The 17,192-nt window shown below is 47.8% G+C and carries 18 protein-coding genes; 16 read left to right on the top strand and 2 right to left on the bottom strand.

The genetic code is table 11. The features are described 5' to 3' along the window. Window positions 1-109 precede the first annotated feature (109 nt). From ACTHY5_RS04450 to ACTHY5_RS04435, 4 genes are all read left to right on the top strand, one after another. On the top strand, window positions 110-706 hold the full coding sequence (locus ACTHY5_RS04450) for a penicillin-binding protein activator LpoB (protein ID WP_441876939.1): 597 nt from the start codon (window positions 110-112) through the stop codon (window positions 704-706). Next, window positions 696-1,523: a phosphotransferase gene (locus tag ACTHY5_RS04445; protein WP_441876936.1), complete on the top strand. Its 828-nt coding sequence runs from the start codon at window positions 696-698 to the stop codon at window positions 1,521-1,523. The genes ACTHY5_RS04450 and ACTHY5_RS04445 overlap by 11 nt, the downstream gene beginning before the upstream one ends. 644 nt (window positions 1,524-2,167) lie before the next feature. After that, window positions 2,168-3,163: a beta-N-acetylhexosaminidase gene (gene nagZ / locus ACTHY5_RS04440; protein WP_441876933.1), complete on the top strand. Its 996-nt coding sequence runs from the start codon at window positions 2,168-2,170 to the stop codon at window positions 3,161-3,163. A gap of 192 nt (window positions 3,164-3,355) precedes the next feature. Next, a complete protein-coding gene (locus tag ACTHY5_RS04435) occupies window positions 3,356-4,648 on the top strand; it encodes an NAD(P)/FAD-dependent oxidoreductase (RefSeq protein ID WP_441876930.1) in 1,293 nt (430 codons plus the stop codon). Between the two features lie 146 nt (window positions 4,649-4,794). On the opposite strand, the gene ACTHY5_RS04430 is transcribed toward ACTHY5_RS04435, so the two are convergent. Continuing rightward, a complete protein-coding gene (locus tag ACTHY5_RS04430; RefSeq protein ID WP_441876927.1) occupies window positions 4,795-5,022 on the bottom strand; it encodes a hypothetical protein in 228 nt (75 codons plus the stop codon). Window positions 5,023-5,133: 111 nt separating this feature from the next. Next, window positions 5,134-5,553 carry a GNAT family N-acetyltransferase gene (locus ACTHY5_RS04425; RefSeq protein ID WP_441876924.1) on the bottom strand — a complete coding sequence of 140 codons (420 nt, stop codon included), beginning with the start codon at window positions 5,551-5,553 and terminating at the stop codon, window positions 5,134-5,136. A gap of 871 nt (window positions 5,554-6,424) precedes the next feature. Between ACTHY5_RS04425 and ccmA the strand changes: the two genes are divergently transcribed. From ccmA to tyrA, 12 genes are all read left to right on the top strand, one after another. Further along, complete coding sequence (gene ccmA, locus ACTHY5_RS04420) at window positions 6,425-7,057, top strand: cytochrome c biogenesis heme-transporting ATPase CcmA (RefSeq protein WP_441876921.1); 633 nt, start codon at window positions 6,425-6,427, stop codon at window positions 7,055-7,057. Beyond that, the gene (gene ccmB / locus ACTHY5_RS04415; protein ID WP_208005673.1) at window positions 7,054-7,722 is read left to right on the top strand and encodes a heme exporter protein CcmB; all 669 of its coding nucleotides are present in this window, start codon (window positions 7,054-7,056) and stop codon (window positions 7,720-7,722) included. The genes ccmA and ccmB overlap by 4 nt, the downstream gene beginning before the upstream one ends. A gap of 100 nt (window positions 7,723-7,822) precedes the next feature. Beyond that, a complete protein-coding gene (locus ACTHY5_RS04410; RefSeq protein ID WP_441876918.1) occupies window positions 7,823-8,569 on the top strand; it encodes a heme ABC transporter permease in 747 nt (248 codons plus the stop codon). Next, window positions 8,559-8,765, top strand: coding sequence for a heme exporter protein CcmD (ccmD, locus tag ACTHY5_RS04405; RefSeq protein ID WP_441876915.1), 207 nt, complete (start codon window positions 8,559-8,561; stop codon window positions 8,763-8,765). The genes ACTHY5_RS04410 and ccmD overlap by 11 nt, the downstream gene beginning before the upstream one ends. Next, window positions 8,762-9,256, top strand: a complete 495-nt coding sequence (ccmE, locus tag ACTHY5_RS04400; RefSeq protein WP_441876913.1) for a cytochrome c maturation protein CcmE — start codon at window positions 8,762-8,764, stop codon at window positions 9,254-9,256. Before ccmD ends, ccmE begins: the two co-directional genes overlap by 4 nt. Before the next feature lie 35 nt (window positions 9,257-9,291). Beyond that, a complete protein-coding gene (locus ACTHY5_RS04395) occupies window positions 9,292-11,247 on the top strand; it encodes a heme lyase CcmF/NrfE family subunit (protein WP_441876942.1) in 1,956 nt (651 codons plus the stop codon). Continuing rightward, window positions 11,244-11,777 carry a DsbE family thiol:disulfide interchange protein gene (locus tag ACTHY5_RS04390; protein WP_441876911.1) on the top strand — a complete coding sequence of 178 codons (534 nt, stop codon included), beginning with the start codon at window positions 11,244-11,246 and terminating at the stop codon, window positions 11,775-11,777. Before ACTHY5_RS04395 ends, ACTHY5_RS04390 begins: the two co-directional genes overlap by 4 nt. A gap of 3 nt (window positions 11,778-11,780) precedes the next feature. Beyond that, entirely contained in the window at window positions 11,781-12,251 is a 471-nt protein-coding gene (locus ACTHY5_RS04385) for a cytochrome c-type biogenesis protein (RefSeq protein WP_441876908.1), read from the top strand. 1 nt (window position 12,252) lies between these two features. Next, entirely contained in the window at window positions 12,253-13,479 is a 1,227-nt protein-coding gene (ccmI, locus tag ACTHY5_RS04380) for a c-type cytochrome biogenesis protein CcmI (RefSeq protein ID WP_441876905.1), read from the top strand. A gap of 100 nt (window positions 13,480-13,579) precedes the next feature. Continuing rightward, window positions 13,580-14,368 (top strand): MlaA family lipoprotein, encoded by a 789-nt coding sequence (locus ACTHY5_RS04375; protein WP_441876902.1) that lies wholly within the window; start codon window positions 13,580-13,582, stop codon window positions 14,366-14,368. A gap of 257 nt (window positions 14,369-14,625) precedes the next feature. Continuing rightward, a complete protein-coding gene (locus ACTHY5_RS04370; protein ID WP_441876899.1) occupies window positions 14,626-15,696 on the top strand; it encodes a 3-deoxy-7-phosphoheptulonate synthase in 1,071 nt (356 codons plus the stop codon). 136 nt (window positions 15,697-15,832) lie between these two features. Further along, the gene (tyrA, locus tag ACTHY5_RS04365) at window positions 15,833-16,966 is read left to right on the top strand and encodes a bifunctional chorismate mutase/prephenate dehydrogenase (protein WP_441876896.1); all 1,134 of its coding nucleotides are present in this window, start codon (window positions 15,833-15,835) and stop codon (window positions 16,964-16,966) included. Window positions 16,967-17,192 lie beyond the last annotated feature (226 nt).

Below are 17,192 nucleotides of genomic sequence, written 5' to 3'. Positions count from 1 at the left end.
TACGAACCTGAAGGATGGATTGCCACGCTGCGCTCGCAATGACCGAGGCTTTAAGCTTGGTGCTGGGCGCTGTTTTTTAGTATTTATTTGCGATAAATAAGGAAGCTCAATGAAAGTGTTTCGCTTAACATTAGTACTAGCAACCTCTATAGCAGTGGCTGCTTGTAGTATGCCCAACCCTTACTCTTCACAGCCGGCGCCGGTTACCCCCGCCGACCCTGTGCCCCCTAGTCAACCGACGCCTCAGACGCTTCCTCCTACCATTGAGATGCCCACGGCGCCGCCTAGTCCGGTGCCTGACGTGCGCAATGCCAGTGTGGAACGTTTGGTAGATGGGCTGGCTAATCGCCTTAAAGGCAGTGCGGCACTGAGTGAGGTAGCCGGTCCGGTGTTATTAAATCCGATTCGAAATAATGCTGGTAGCCCCGTGGATACTCAAGGCTTAACGGCCCGGTTGCGCACCAATTTAAGTGGGCAACTTCACTTTGCTGATGGCGCTAAAGTCAGCCAATTGCGCCAGCAACTTGCCTACCAAGGGGGGCGAGCAGACATGGCCTCGTTAGTACGCCTAGGTAAACAAAGTGGGGCCGATTATTTATTATCCACTGAGCTTTCTCGCAGTGGCAGCACCATTAAACTACAAGGGCAGCTGATGGAGTTGGCCAGTGGTGAATTATTGTGGTCAGCTCAGGTGAGTGGTCAATAACTCAGTGTCTGATGCCTTGTTGGGGTTATTGCCGTCGCATTTTAGAGGGCAATTAACGCCGCTAACCGGCGGTTATACCAACCGATGCTGGAAATTAGAGACTCATCACGGGACTTATTGGTTACGACAGGGTAACCCTTATACTCTGGCATTGGGGATTAATAGAGAGCAGGAGCTGCGTGTACATCAGGCGGCAGCCGAAGCGGGGCTTGCTCCTCAGCTGCACTTTGCCAACCCTCAACAAGGCCTCTTGCTACTAGATTGGTTAACAGAGCCAGATTGGCAGCAAAAGCCAAGAGATATGTCGTGCCTCGCCCAGCAAGTTGCACACTTGCACCAGTTACATGCTGATGTGCCGGTACTCGATATCGCCGACCAAGCGGCACACTATTGTGCCAAGTTACAGCCGTTATCCCCAGAGCTTGCGCATTATGCTGCGTGTTTTACTCAAGCTGATTTAAACCTGCCTTTTCAGCCTGTATTGTGTCATCACGATATTAATGCTGCCAATGTGATGGGCAATCGTCCTTGGTTATTAGACTGGGAATATGCAGCCTACGGTGATGCCGCTTTTGAATTAGCGGTAATAAGTGATAGCTTTTCGCTAGATACAGCCCAGCAACAGGCCTTGTTAACGGCTTATAATCATGCCGGTGGCCAAGTGAGTGATGTGCGTTTTCAGGCGCGCTTGCCTTGGGTGCACTGGCTCACCGCCTTATGGGCTGCACTGCAATATCAACAAACCGCCAATGCAGAATATGCAAAAATGCAACAACAAGCGTTAATTAAGTTAGAGGTAATATGCTCAGAACGGTAAGTTTGAAGCTGGAAGAAAAGAGCTAGATTGCCGCGTAACACAGGGTGAATACCTTGGTAGGGTCGAATTTATTCGACCGTTTTTAAGCCGTGCAATGGTTATTGGTCGACTGAAGCATTACTACCAGAAAACGGTAAGGCGGACGACATTTAAAGCCAACCCAAATGCCTCTTAAACACGTGCCGCTGCGCGGCACCAGCCGGCTGAAGCGGCTTCTACCAGTAAAACGGTAAAGCGGACGACACTTAAAGTTAACCCAATGCTCTCGTAGAGGCCGCTTCAGCTGGCCGATTTTGCGTAGCAAAATTAAAATCTGGCTGTAAAGGCTGTAAGACTGCAAAGAGGACCGGCTTAGATAAACCTGTGAGGTGTAAGGCGGACGTAATAAAAACCTTACAACCCTCGCCTGTTGAATGGATTGCCGCGTCGCTACGCTCCTCGCAATGACCCAGTTTTAAAGCTTGGTGCTAGGCGCTGCTTTTAGTCATTGCGAGCGAAGCGCGGCAATCTAGATCTTCTCTTCTAGCTTCCCGCTTCAAGCTATCTTTTAGCTTTTATCCGTGTATTCCGTGGCAGAGTGTTTGTCTGTTAATTCTATATTCAGCTGATATTTTATACAGTAACAACAAATTTTTGGAGTGGCTATGGGCCCCTTTATTCTTGATTTAAATGGCTATGAGCTTGACGCACAAGAGCGTGAATTATTGGCGCACCCTAGTGTGGGTGGGGTGATCTTTTTTAGCCGTAACTACCATGATCGTGAACAACTTAGCGCCTTAGTGCGCGCCATTCGTGCGGTTAAACCGGGCTTGCTGTTAACCGTGGATCACGAAGGTGGGCGAGTGCAGCGCTTTCGTGATGGCTTTTTCTCACTACCAGCGCCTGGCGCACTAGCGCAGTATCAAGGTGCTGATAAATTAAGCTTGCTAAACGACGCCGCTTGGCTCATGGCCGCTGAGTTGCTGGCCTTAGATATAGATTTAAGTTTTGCCCCTGTGCTTGATTTAGAGCGTGGCAGCGAGGTAATAGGGGATCGCAGTTTTGGTGCGGATTCGCATGATGTTATCACCCATGCGCGCGCTTATATTCAAGGTATGCACAGTGCCGGTATGGCGGCGGTGGCCAAGCACTTTCCGGGACATGGTAGTGTGCGAGCCGACTCTCATAAAGAAAGTCCCGTTGACGGGCGTGATTTTAATACCATTAGTCAGCTTGATATGGTGCCCTTTAAAACCCTGATTAGTGAGGGCTTAATACAGGGTATGATGCCGGCTCATGTTATTTATTCTGACGTTGATGATAAACCAGCGGGCTTTTCTGAAATCTGGTTAAAACAGATATTGCGCCAACAATTACAATTTAATGGCCTGATCTTTAGTGACGACTTGACCATGGAAGGAGCGGCTGTGGTGGGAGGCTATGCCGAGCGTGCCCGCCATGCACTGAATGCCGGTTGTGATCTCTTATTAGCTTGTAACCATAGAGCTGGTGCCATTGAAATTATTGACAGTTTATCGCATCACCATCAATGCAATATCAGTGCATTGCGAGGGCGCAGTAACGCCATGGGCAATGCTTTATATAACAGTGCCGACTGGCAAGCGGCCAGCCTTCGTATGCAGCGCTTTATTGCAGGCTAAGGGGGTTAAACATAAAAGTGGGTGAAGGGTGTAGCGTTTTATACAAACGAATACCAACGGCATCGTTCGCCCCTTAGTTACCAGTAAGCTTAAAGAGAGAATAGAGTCTAGTGCTATCATGCACACTTACGCGAAAGCTGTGTGAATGTAAGGTGATAGCCGTAGGTTTTATCTTTGTTTAGAGGCGGGTTAATGACGAAAATTATCGTAGTCGGTGGTGGTGCCGGTGGTCTTGAATTGGTTACCAAGTTAGGGCGTAAGCTGGGTCGTAAAGGTAAGGCCGAGGTGATGCTGGTGGATAGAAATCGTACCCATTTATGGAAGCCCCTATTACATGAAGTAGCAGCCGGCGCTATGGATGCGGGAATCGATGCCCTAAGCTATCGCTCCCATGCGCATAACCATGGCTTTAGTTTTCACTTAGGCTCATTGAGTAATATCGACCGCGAACATAAAACCATTACCTTAGGCGCCATGTTAGACGAAGGTGGGCAACCGATGTTGTCGGAGCGTACTTTAGAATACGATATTTTAGTGTTGGCTATTGGTTCAGTGTCGAATGATTTTGGTACTAAGGGCGTGAGTGAGCACTGTATTTTCTTAGACAGGCCGCAACAAGCTGAGCACTTTCACGATCAACTGATGAATCGTTTTATGCAATATGGCGAGGGAGAGTTATCGGATGATAAAGTGGACATTGCCATTGTGGGCGGCGGTGCCACTGGGGTGGAATTATCAGCTGAGCTTTATAATGCGGTAGAGCACTTAGGAGCTTATGGTTTTAAAAATTTAAGCCCCGATTGTTTACGCCTTACATTAGTGGAAGCAGGGCCACGTATTTTGCCGGCATTGCCCGATCGCATTGCTGGCATGGCGCAAAAAGAGCTGCGTGATTTAGGGGTCGATGTGCGTACTAATACCATGGTGGTGGAAGCAACCAACAAGGGGCTGATCACGAAAAATGGTGACTTGGTGCCAGCCACATTAATGGTGTGGGCGGCGGGCATAAAAGCGCCAGATTTTTTAAAAGACATTGCCGGTCTTGAGAGTAATCGTAACAATCAGCTTACCGTTAAGCCGACCTTACAAACCAGCCGCGATGAACATATTTATGTGATTGGCGATTGTGCACATTGTATGCAAGACAATGGCAAGCCAGTGCCACCTCGGGCCCAGTCTGCTCATCAAATGGCCAGTATGACGTATCTAAATATTCGTGCTCAGTTAAATAATAAGCCACTAAAGCCCTATGTTTATAAAGATCATGGCTCTTTGGTTAACCTGAGCCGTTACACGACAGTGGGCTCTTTAATGGGCAACTTAATGCGCGGTAGTATGATGGTTGAGGGGCTATTTGCTCGTACTGTGTATGTGTCTTTATATCGTATGCACCAAGTGGCATTACACGGCTATATTCGCACTGGCCTGATGATGTTAGTGGGGCGCATTAACCGCTTATTACACCCCAAACTGAAGCTTCATTAATAACATAGTGATTGGTGCTGAGGGATTAGTGACTGGTGATTAGTGATTAGTGATTAGTGATTGGTGATTGGTGATTAGTGATTAGAAGTTCTAGTCCCTGCTCCCAAGTCACCAATCCCTGATCCCGAATCCCTGCTCCCCAATCCCTATTCCTTTTTATCGTTCTCGCGGTTCATAAAGACAAAGGTGAGGTACATTTTGGTGGGCAGAGACATGGCCATGCCCACCGCAATGCAGCCGGCACTGAGTAAAATGCCTTTTACGCCCATGTTTTGGGTGTAATCACTGAAGCTAAAATAGGCACCGAGTAAAATAAGCGAAAAGCCAATGATCATCAGTGTTTTAAGTAACCGAAGCAGCTTGTTATTGGTCACCTTCATCTCCTAAGCCTAAATGCTGCACTTAGGGTAGAGCACTTATCTGAGTGAGAGCTTGATCTGCATCAGTTGGGGTCGCAAAGCTTGAGCATCATTATCGCAGGTGAGTTAAGTGTGGCTTAGCAAGACGCGCGACATTTTAACGTAAGCTTGCTCACTCTTATAAAAGCGCTCACCTTCAACTTGCATGCCAAAGCCTTGATAAAAGCCGATAGCTTCTTCTCGCGCATCACACCAAAAGTAGTCTAGTTGTGGCTGGCGCTGTAAATAGTCAAAAATGGCGTTTAATACCGCCGTGCCTATACCTTGTCCTTGAAACTCCACTAAGGTGGCGTATTTGCGTAGGCGCGCGCTGGAGCCGTCAATAAAAATGGAGGCCACACACACTAATTGGTTATTAATAAAAGCGCCAAAATGCACACCTAGCGCATCTTGTTCAAGCTGACTAAATGCGGGGGGCTTATTGGGCCACAGCACCTGATGGCGTATGGCTATTGTTTGTTGCCAGTCTATACGGCGAATATCCATATCTCACCTCTCTTTGCTAAAAAAGCTCCAGTTTAGCACTTTAACAGACAGTAATAAGCTTGAAGCTAGAAGCCGAAAGTAAAACTGAAAATAAAAATGCCGTCATGTTTTTTGTTTAGCTGACAGCTCCTCGAAGGGGGGATTGCGGCTTTCTCTATGCTGTACGACCAAACCAAAATCGTTTTGTCTTTAGTGTACGGCGTACAAGGTTAGATGTAGCGCTTTCTTTTGAAATGGATTGCTTCGTACCTCGCAATGACCCAAGCGTTGTCATTACGAGGAGTGCAACGACGCGGCAATCCAGCTAACAGGCAGCCATACGCTTTACGCCGAGCGCAGTACGAACAGTCAAAACGTTTTGTCTTTAACGTATGGCTTCAGTCGTAGCGCTTTGTGTACGGCGTACAAGGTTAGATGTAGCGCTTTCTTTTGGAATGGATTGCTTCGTACCTCGCAATGACCCAAGCGTTGTCATTGCGAGGAGTGCAACGACGCGGCAATCCAGCTAACAGGCAGCCATACGCTTTACGCCGAGCGCAGTACGAACAGTCAAAACGTTTTGTCTTTAACGTATGGCTTCAGTCGTAGCGCTTTGTGTACGGCGTACAAGGTTAGATGTAGCGCTTTCTTTTGGAATGGATTGCTTCGTACCTCGCAATGACCCAAGCGTTGTCATTGCGAGGAGTGCAACGACGCGGCAATCCAGCTAACAGGCAGCCATCGGCTTTACGCCGAGCGCGGTACGAACAGTCAAAACGTTTTGTCTTTAGCTTGCTGCTCGGCGCTGCCCTTAGGTCAATTAATCTTTCTGCACTATCTTGTGTGCTGTGCTAAACTGGCGGCCATTTTTTAATGGTCTACGTTGTCGATTATGTTAGAAGCCAGACTCTTAACTTGTGTCCGAGAAGAGCACACCTTATTTAGTGAATTATCGCTTAAGGTGATGCCTGGTGATTTAGTGCAGGTGGCCGGCCCTAATGGGGTAGGCAAAACCAGTTTATTGCGCTTACTTGCTGGCCTATCTCGCCCTTATGGGGGAGATATTTGCTGGCAGGGTGAAAACATAGAAAGCCATCGTGACGAGTACCATAAAGATTTACTCTATCTTGGCCATCAGGCCGGCATTAAACATGAGCTAACGGCCTTAGAAAACTTGGCTTTTTTTCGCCGTATGCATCATGCCCAAAGTACCGCTAACTTGTGGGATGTGCTCGCCCAAGTGGGGCTTGCTGGGCTTGAAGATCAAGTCGCCGGTCAATTATCTGCCGGGCAAAAGCGCCGAGTGGCCTTAGCGCGTTTGTGGTTGGGCGGGCCTAAGCTGTGGATTTTAGATGAACCCTTTACCGCCATTGATAAAAATGGCGTTAAAGTATTAGAGCAGCTCTTGCTCGACCATACCGCTACCGGCGGTATGGTGCTGATTACCACCCACCAAGATTTATCGCTGAGTGCCAGTCGTGCACGCACCTTAATGTTAACCCCATATCAAGAGGAGCTGGCATGAAGTCGATGTTTAGCGGCGTGTTGCGCCGTGAGCTAGTGTCAGCCTTGCGCCGACGTGGTGATATTTTAAATCCCTTGTGGTTTTTTATTATTGTGATCACCTTATTTCCGTTAGGTATAGGGCCTGATCCGGGGCAGTTAGCACGCATTGCCCCTGGCATTGTGTGGGTGGCCGCCTTGTTGTCTTCTTTATTAGCCTTAGAGCGGCTGTTTCGCGATGACTTTATTGACGGTACCTTAGAGCAACTGATGCTGATGCCCTGTCCTCTTGGAGTGTTAGTGTTAGCCAAGGTGTTGGCCCATTGGCTACTAACCGGCTTGCCTTTATTATTGTTATCGCCTTTGGTGGCGGTATTGCTGAGCCTCGACATGGTGGGCTTTAAAGCGGTGTTTTGGACCTTATTACTCGGAACGCCGATTTTAAGCCTGCTAGGTGCCATTGGAGTGGCGTTAACGGTGGGCATAGGCAAAGGTGGGGTATTACTCAGCTTATTGACTTTGCCGCTGTACATTCCGGTGTTGATATTTGCCACCTCAGCAATAGATGCAGCTACTTTAGGAGTAGCTTATAATGGGCAGCTGGCCATTTTGGCGGCCATGTTAGTCGGCAGTATTACCTTGGCGCCTTTTGCCATTGCTTCTGCATTACGAGTGAGTGTTAACTAACTCATAACTGATTGTTATAAACGGTGTTTTTACGTTATCTTAGGCCGGTTACCTTCAGTTGTATCAATAATATTAAATATAAAAAAGGTCTGTGAGCAACATGTGGAAATGGTTACATCCTTACGCTAAGCCTGAGCAAGCCTATCGATTGGCAGGCCTTTGGCTCCCTTGGTTCGCCGTATTTAGTGTGGTGTCTTTTGCTATAGGCCTGATATGGGGCTTGGCATTTACCCCCGCCGATTATCAACAAGGTGATGCCTTTCGTATTATTTACATTCATGTGCCAGCGGCCATTTTGTCGATGGGCGCCTACTCCTCGATGGCGGTGGCGGCCTTTATTGGCTTAGTGTGGCAAATTAAAACCTCCGATATGGCGGTGGCGGCCATTGCTCCTGTGGGAGCGGTGTTTACTGCCATTGCGTTATTTACTGGCGCCGCTTGGGGCAAGCCGATGTGGGGCGCTTGGTGGGTGTGGGATGCGCGTTTAACCTCAGAGCTGATTTTATTATTCTTATATTTAGGCGTGATTGCCTTATACAATGCGATTTCCGATAAAGTGTTAGCTGGGCGAGCGGCGGGTATTTTGGCCTTGGTGGGCGTGATTAACCTGCCAATTATTCACTATTCAGTGGAGTGGTGGAATACCTTGCACCAAGGGGCGAGCATTACCAAGTTTGACCGGCCCTCTATTTCTAATGAAATGCTCTGGCCCTTGCTGCTGATGATAGTGGCCTTTAGCTGCTTTTTGGGTGCCGTGACCTTAATGCGCTTGCGAAATGAGTTAATTAGACGTGAGTCTCATCGGCCTTGGGTACTTAAACTGGCGGAGAAACAACATGAAGTTTGATACTTGGTCGGCCTTTTGGGCCATGGGAGGTTATGGCTTTTATGTTTGGTTATCTTTTGGTTTTACCTTAGTGACCATGGTTGGCATTGTGATTGCTGCTATGCACACTAAAAAAAGCTTACTACGAGCCGTTACACAAAAGCAGGCTCGCGCACAACGCCGTAAGGCGGCTCAGAAGTTGGAGAATACGCTATGAATCCGAGACGTAAAAAACGTATGGCCGTACTGCTGGTCGTGGTACTGGGCTTATCATTAATGACCGGCTTAGTGCTATATGGCTTGCAGCAAAATATTGACTTGTTCTATACCCCAACCGAATTAGTAGAGGGGAAGGGCGATGATAAAATTAAGCCCCAAGTGGGTGAGCGCTTACGTATTGGTGGCATGGTAGTACCCGGTTCTGTAAGCCGTGACCAAGAAAGCTTATTGGTGAGCTTTGGTTTGGTGGATGCCGGCGGTGAAGAAGTAACAGTGGTGTTTAATGGCATTTTGCCTGACTTATTTCGTGAAGGGCAGGGCATAGTGGCGCAAGGTCATTTAGACGATGCGCGTACCATTACCGCCTTTGAAGTACTGGCTAAGCACGATGAAGAATACATGCCACCGGAAGTGGCCGATGCGCTCAAGGGAATCGAGCATGTTAAACCCGAATATACCCCTGAGCAGCTTGAAGGAAGCCGAACATGAATTCAGTTGTCGACTCCGTGAGTCAAACCCTGGGGATTGTCCCAGAAATTGGCCAATTTAGTCTTATTCTTGCTCTTGCGGCCAGTTTAATACTGAGTATTTATCCCCTATTAGGGGCCTCTCGTGGTAACACCGGCATGATGTTGCTGGCGCGTCCTTTGGCGTATGCCATGTTTGGCTTTTTAGTGGTGTCATTTGCCTGTTTAACCTGGGCCTTTATTGATCACGACTTTACTGTGCTGTATGTCGCCTCTAACTCCAACAGCTTATTGCCTCTAGAATATCGCATTTCTGCGGTGTGGGGGGCGCACGAAGGCTCCTTATTACTTTGGGTGCTAATTTTAGCCGGTTGGGCAGCCGCCGTGGCTCGTTTTAGCCGGGCCCTGCCGTTAGATGCGGTAGCTCGGGTGCTGAGTGTGATGGGCATGATAGGCGTGGGCTTTTTGCTGTTTGTGATTATTACTTCTAATCCCTTTGAGCGCACCCTGCCGTTTTTTCCGGTAGATGGTCGTGACCTTAACCCCATGCTGCAAGACCCGGGGCTTATTTTTCACCCTCCTATGCTGTATATGGGCTATGTGGGCTTGTCGGTAGCGTTTGCTTTTGCTATTGCCTCATTAATGACAGGTAAATTAGATGCCGCTTGGGCTCGTTGGTCGCGTCCTTGGACCATGGCGGCCTGGATATTTTTGACTGTGGGTATCGCGTTAGGCTCTTGGTGGGCTTATTACGAGCTAGGCTGGGGCGGCTGGTGGTTTTGGGATCCGGTAGAAAACGCCTCCTTTATGCCTTGGTTGGCAGCCACTGCCTTAATTCACTCATTGGCGGTGACTGAAAAGCGCTCCACTTTTAAGGCTTGGACGGTATTGCTGGCGATTTTGGCTTTCTCTCTGAGCTTATTGGGTACCTTTTTGGTGCGCTCTGGGGTCTTAGTGTCGGTGCATGCCTTTGCTTCTGATCCGACGCGGGGCTTATTTATTCTGATCTTCTTTATGTTGGTGGTGGGCTCCTCGTTATTGTTGTATGCCATTAAAGGTGCCGAGGTGAAAAGCCATGGTAAGCATGAGCTTGCCAGCCGCGAAAGCTTACTGTTGGGTAACAATATTATGCTAATGGCAGGCTTAGTGGTGGTGCTGGTGGGAACGATTCTTCCACTAGTGCATAAAGAGCTGGGCTTGGGCAGTATTTCGATTGGGGCGCCTTTCTTTAACAGCCTGTATGCATGGATGATTATTCCGCTGGCTTTACTGATGGGGGCTGGGCCTTTATTTCGCTGGCGCCGTCAGAAAATGAAAGAGGTTAATGGCAAATTGTTGTTTGCGCTTATTGCCAGTGCCGCCATAGGCGCCTTTTTGCCTTGGTATTTTGCTGACCATTTTGAAGTGTGGGCAGCCATTGGGCTAGGTTTAGGTGCCTTTATTACTATTACCAGTTTGCAAGAAACTTGGGTACGCGCGACTCACAGACACCGCTTTGGCAAAGGAGTGTTAAAACTGGGCAACAGCCACTGGGCGATGTTTTTAGGCCACATTGGTATGGCGGTTACCATTATTGGTATTAGCTGCACCCAGCTTTATAGCATAGAAAGAGACGTGCGCATGGCTGCGGGTGATAGCGTGACCTTTTCGGGCTATACCTTTACCTTTGAAGGCACTAAGCGCGCCGATGGCCCTAACTTTGAAGGCTTTAAAGGGGTGATTGCGGTCAGTAAAGACGGCAAAGCTTTGCCCAAATTAAAAGCTGAAAAACGTCTTTATATTGTACAGCGTATGCCAATGACAGAAGCCGCCATTAGTGCCGGTTTTACCCGAGATTTATATGCCGCTTTAGGTGAACAACTTAACGACGGCGCTTGGGCGATTCGGTTGTACTATAAGCCGTTTATTCGCTGGATTTGGTTTGGTGCTTTATTTATGGCCATTGGCGGTGTGATTGCTATTGCCGATAAGCGCTACCGTTTTGGTAGCAAAAAAGTGCAGGAGGCGGTATGAATCGTCGAATGTTAATTTTGTTTATTCCGCTGACCTTGTTTTTGCTGGGGTGTATCTTTTTATACCGGGGGTTGTTCTCGGACCCGAGCAAGTTAGAGTCGGTGCTAATTGAGCAACCTGTGCCGGAATTTGCGCTAACGTCGTTACAGCACCCAGATCAAACCTTTAGTCGCAGTATTTTTACCGGCCAGCCTATGTTGTTGAATGTGTGGGCCACTTGGTGCCCCACTTGTTATGCCGAGCATGAATACTTAAATGAGCTTAAGGCACGTGAAGATATTTATATTGTGGGCATGAACTACAAAGACGAGCGCACTAAAGCATTGCGTTGGTTAAAAAACTTAGGCAACCCTTATGCTATCGACTTGTATGATCCCGATGGCATGTTGGGCTTAGACTTAGGGGTTTATGGGGCACCAGAAACCTTTTTAATCGACAGCCAAGGCATTATTCGTTATCGCCATGTGGGGGATGTCAACGATCAGGTGTGGCAGAAAACCTTAAAGCCTATTTTTGAGCAAATGGAGTAACTGATGCGTATATGCTCGATATTAGTATTGCTAGTCGGTTTGTGGTTAAGCCCGTCGGCCATGGCGGCGATTGATGTCTATGAGTTTAGTTCGCCTAAGCAAGAAGAGGTGTTTCACGAGTTAACCCGTGAGTTGCGCTGCCCTAAATGCCAAAACCAAGACATTGGTGACTCTGATGCTGAATTGGCAAAAGACTTGCGCGATAAAACCTATGTCATGCTGCAAGAGGGCAAGAATAAAAAAGACGTAGTGGAGTATATGGTCGCTCGCTATGGCAACTTTATTCTGTATAAGCCCCCTGTCATGGCTTCTACCCTGATTTTATGGGTGAGCCCTGTGATTGTCATCGTGCTGGGATTGCTGATGGTGTTTGCTCGGGCGCGTAAAAAAACGCGTCATCATGCTGATAATGACTTAAGTGCTGAAGAAAAGCAGCGCTTGGCCAATCTGCTGAACAAAGACAAAGAGAATTAATATGCTTTTATTTTGGATTGTTAGTGTATTGCTAACAGTGGTACTGGCGTTGGTTATTATCTTACCACTGACCCGAGGCCGTGCAGAATCGCTTAATAGCCGTAACCAACTGAACACTGAGCTATATAAACAGCGCTTGCAAGAGCTAGAGCAAGACCGTGAGCAGGGGTTATTAGAAGAGGGTGAAGAAGCGACTCAAGAGCTACAAAAAAGTTTGCTAGACGATGTGGTTACCGAGCGCCCTCAACAATATCGCTCAGGTACTTGGTTGTGGTTGCCGGCGGTGCTGATTGTCATCGTGGTGGCTTATGCGGGATATTGGCAAATAGGGGCCTACAACAAAGTAGAGCAGTGGCAAGATAATACCGGGCGTTTAAGTGAATTAACACGCCAAGTGTTGATAGAGCCAGACGGTGATATTACCGAACAAGATATGCAAGATTTAATTCAGGGGCTACGTACTAAGCTCTATACCGATGGCGATGATTTTCGTGGTTGGTTGCTGCTGGGCCGCTTAACGCTTGAAATGCGCGACGGTGAAACCGCACGGGATGCACTAGATAAAGCCATGAAGCTTGCCAAGCAGCCAGAGCAGTCTTATATGGTGATGGTGCCCTATGCTGAAGCTTTGGCAATTACTGGCGAGGCATTGCGCGCTGAAAATATCATCAAGCAGGTATTGGCCGAAGATCCTAATAATTTAGAAGCTTGGTCTGTGTTTGCTTTTATGGCCATGCAACAAGATAACTTAACGGCAGCCATTGCCCGCTGGCAAGAAATTTTGCAGCGCATGTCGCCCAGTAATCCACGCTATAACATGGTAGAGCGCTCGGTCGCTTTTGCTGAACAGCGCTTAGCAGACGAAGATCATGTGCCCGTTACCGGCCCGCGCTATGAAGTGGAAGTGAATACCAGTAGTAATACACCGTATCATCCCGGGGCGGTATTGTTTGTCTATGCCATGGATGGGGAAGCCGGTGGTTCAGCGGCGCCTTTAGTGGCCCAGCGGATAGAAAACCCCGGTTTTCCGCTTACCGTTACCTTGTCGAATGCCGATGCGATGCGCCCAGATAATAATATGAACGGTCATGACTCTGTGGTGATTAAAGCGCGACTCGCCCCTAGCGGTAATGTGGCTGATACCACAGACGCTTGGGAGGGCAGCAGTGGGGTGCTAAGCACTGAGCAAGATAAACAGCTGTCTATTGTGATTGATACTGAGCTGTAATTAGGTATAAGCGTATTGATGCATTAAGGTAATAAAGCCGACCATTAAGGTCGGCTTTACGTCATAATAGGATAATAACAACAGCAAAAAGGCTAATTGTATGTGGCGAACATTAGTAGTAGTGGCAAGCCTGGGCTTGGTGGGGTGCAGTGCTCATCAAGGAGTTGATGTTGAGCGCAGCACAGATCCATTTACCACACAGGTGCCGGCCGACTTTGCTAAATCAACAGCAGATGATATACGAGACCCCTTTGAGCCGGTTAACCGCGGCGCTTGGGTGATCAACTATGATGTATTTGACCCTTTTGTGGCGCGGCCTGTGTCGCATGCGTACGCAGATTATGTGAGTGAGCCGGTAAGAGACGGCTTTCAAAATGTAGTGTTAAACCTTGAAGAGCCCGCAAGTTTTGTGAATCACCTTATTACGGGTGATTTTGTGGGCGCGGGTACTAACTTAGTACGCTTTGGCGTAAACAGCACTGTGGGCGTATTAGGTTTTTTTGATGTTGCAGAAAAAATGACCTTATCACGGCGTGCAAAAGATTTTAGTCAGGTGCTTGGTCAAATGGGCGTGGGTGATGGCCCTTATTTAATGGTGCCATTATATGGGCCTGCTACTTTACGTGAGTTATCAGGTGATGTGGTAGACGGTCTATACTTCCCCTACGATGCCATGAGTTTTGCCATGCGGGCTGGTAAATCGGCCATGAACGGCCTTTATCAGCGCACCGAGCTGATAGAGCGCGAATCTATTGTTGATAACTCTCTTGACCCTTATGGCCTTACCAAAGATCTGTATTTGCAGTATCAAGATGCCAAAATAGGCAAAGAGTCAGCGGATGAATCTGATGAAGGCTTAGCTGATTTTATGGATGAAATTGATGGGTAAGATATAGCGCCGAGCGCCGCGTGGCAATCCATTCTAACAATAAAGCGCTACGTCTAACGCTGTACGTTAAAGATAAAACGTTTTGGCTGTTCGTACAGCGCTCAGCGGCGTTATTTTTGGGAAAGCAGGCTTTGCAAGCTTGGCAAGCCTTGATAAAGTAAAAGCGGCTGCGTAAAAATAAATCCCTAGATGTCAAACAAGACACGGTGTTTCTTTTTATCGATTATATTGTTTTGTTAACATGTGAGGATGTTGTCATGCAAAAAGATACCCTAAATAATGTTCATATACGTTCCGAGAAAGTCATGATCGCGCCTGCCGAGCTAAAAGCCAAATTACCAATTTCTCAACCTGCGCTCGACTTTATTGGCCAAGCTCGTGACACCATATCGAATATCATTCAACGTAACGATCACCGCCTGTTGGTGATCTGTGGTCCTTGTTCTATTCATGATATAGACGCGGCCAAAGAGTACGCCACACGCCTTAAAAAATTGCATGATGAGTATAGCGACAGCCTTTATATCGTAATGCGAGTGTACTTTGAAAAGCCGCGCACCACAGTGGGTTGGAAAGGCTTTATTAACGACCCTAATATAGATGGCACCTTTGATATTGAGCAAGGTTTGCATAAAGCTCGCGAGTTATTGTGCTGGTTAGCCGAGTTAGAGCTCCCCTTGGCTACAGAGGCATTAGACCCTATTAGCCCGCAGTATTTAGCCGAGCTATTTTCGTGGTCAGCCATTGGTGCCCGCACCACAGAGTCACAAACTCACCGTGAAATGGCCTCTGGCCTTTCTATGCCGGTGGGCTTTAAAAATGGTACAGACGGTAATTTAGGTACCGCGATTAACGCACTACAAGCCGCATCTGAGTCGCATTCATTTATGGGCATTAACCAACAAGGGCAAGTGGCATTATTGGTTACACAAGGTAACCCAGACGGCCATGTTATTTTACGCGGTGGTAAGCAACCAAATTACGATTCAGTTAATGTGTCACTGGCAGAAGACGCCATGACAAAGGCCGGCCTTTCAGCCAGTCTAGTGGTAGATTGTAGCCACGGTAACTCAAATAAAGACTACAGTTTGCAGCCGCTGGTGACTAAAAACGTGGTCCATCAAATTCAAGAAGGTAATCAGTCTATTTTGGGTATTATGCTGGAGTCACATTTGTTTGAAGGCAATCAGTCTAGTGAGCAAAACAACAGCGATATGCGTTATGGAGTGTCTATTACCGATGCTTGTATTGACTGGGATACCACGGCTGAGTTACTACAATCTTGCTATCAACAGCTTTGTGAACCGTTAAAAGCTCGTATTCGTTAAGCGAGTTATTTAAGATAGTGGCTATGTAACACATTTTTGTGCCTAACGACCAGGGCCACTGTGGCCGCTATGTATTGTTGGCACCATAAAGCACCGCGTCTTAAAAGGGCCGGTGCTTTTGTATTTGGGATAAATCATGGTAGATGAATTAGCCGTCCTTAGGGATCAAATAGACGAAGTGGACCAAGAGTTGGTGGGCTTATTTGCTCGTCGCCTGAGGTTAGTTGCGGGCGTGGGTGAAGTGAAAAGTCGCCAAGGGGTACCCATTTATGCCCCCGACCGCGAAGCGGCCATGTTGGCTAAGCGCCGTGCTGAAGCGGTAGCTCAGGGTGTGCCTCCCGATTTAATTGAAGATGTGTTGCGCCGCTTTATGCGTGAGTCTTATGCCAGTGAAAAAGACACCGGATTTAAGTGCGTTAACCCAGGGTTGGGCAAAGCACTGGTGGTGGGTGGTGCTGGGCAATTAGGCAGCTTGTTTGCGCACTTGTTACGTTTATCTGGTTATTGCGTTGATATTTTAGAAAAAGACGACTGGGCTGAGGCGACGACTAAAGTGGCCGATGCAGGCTTGGTGGTAGTGGCCGTGCCCATTGATCAAACGGTGGCGGTCATTGAACTACTACCCACTTTGCCTAAAGACTGCTTATTGGTTGATTTAACCAGTATTAAAACTGAGCCTTTAGCCGCCATGCTTGCTGCGCACTCAGGGCCGGTACTGGGCTTACATCCTATGTTTGGGCCCGATGTGCCAAGTCTTGCTAAACAGGTGATTATTTACAGTGAAGGTCGCGGTGCTGAGCAGTATGAGTGGCTGTTGGCGCAAATGCGTATTTGGGGCGCTCGTTTACAAGCCGTGGATGCTAAAGAGCACGATCAAGCCATGAGCCTGGTGCAAGCCCTGCGCCACTTTACCAGCTTTGCCTATGGTGCGCATTTGTGTGCCGAGCAAGCTGATATTTCGCAGTTATTGCGGTTAAGTTCACCGATTTATCGCTTAGAGCTGGCCATGGTGGGGCGTTTGTTTGCTCAAGATCCTGTATTATATGCTGATATTATTTTATCGTCACCGCGCAATCTTGACATGATCCGTCGTTATCACAGCCGTTTTGGTGAGTTATTAACACAATTAGAGCAGGGCAAGCGGGACGCTTTTGTTGAGCAGTTTACTCAGGTGAGTGAGTTTTTTGGTGATAACGCTGAGACTTTCTTAAAAGAAAGCCGCAGTCTATTGGCTCAGGCTAACGACAGCCGTCATTACGCAGATGAGTAAAAAATAGCCGTACGTTTAACGCGCTACGCCATACGTTAAAAAAGCACCGTTTTTACGTAAGGCGTTTAACGTAAAGCGTATGGCTGTTTGTTAAATGGATTGCCGCGTCGCTGCGCTCCTCGCAATGACGGCAAAGAGATCGGTACGTTTAACGCAGTACGCTATACGTTAAAAAAAGCACCGTTTTTACGTAAGGCGTTTAACGTAAAGCGTATGGCTGTTTGTT

Origin of the sequence: Oceanisphaera sp., from assembly GCF_052084945.1 — a bacterium.
Lineage (GTDB): Bacteria > Pseudomonadota > Gammaproteobacteria > Enterobacterales > Aeromonadaceae > Oceanimonas.
Note: the sequence above shows the minus strand (reverse complement) of the source record. Positions and strands in the feature narration are given on the sequence as shown.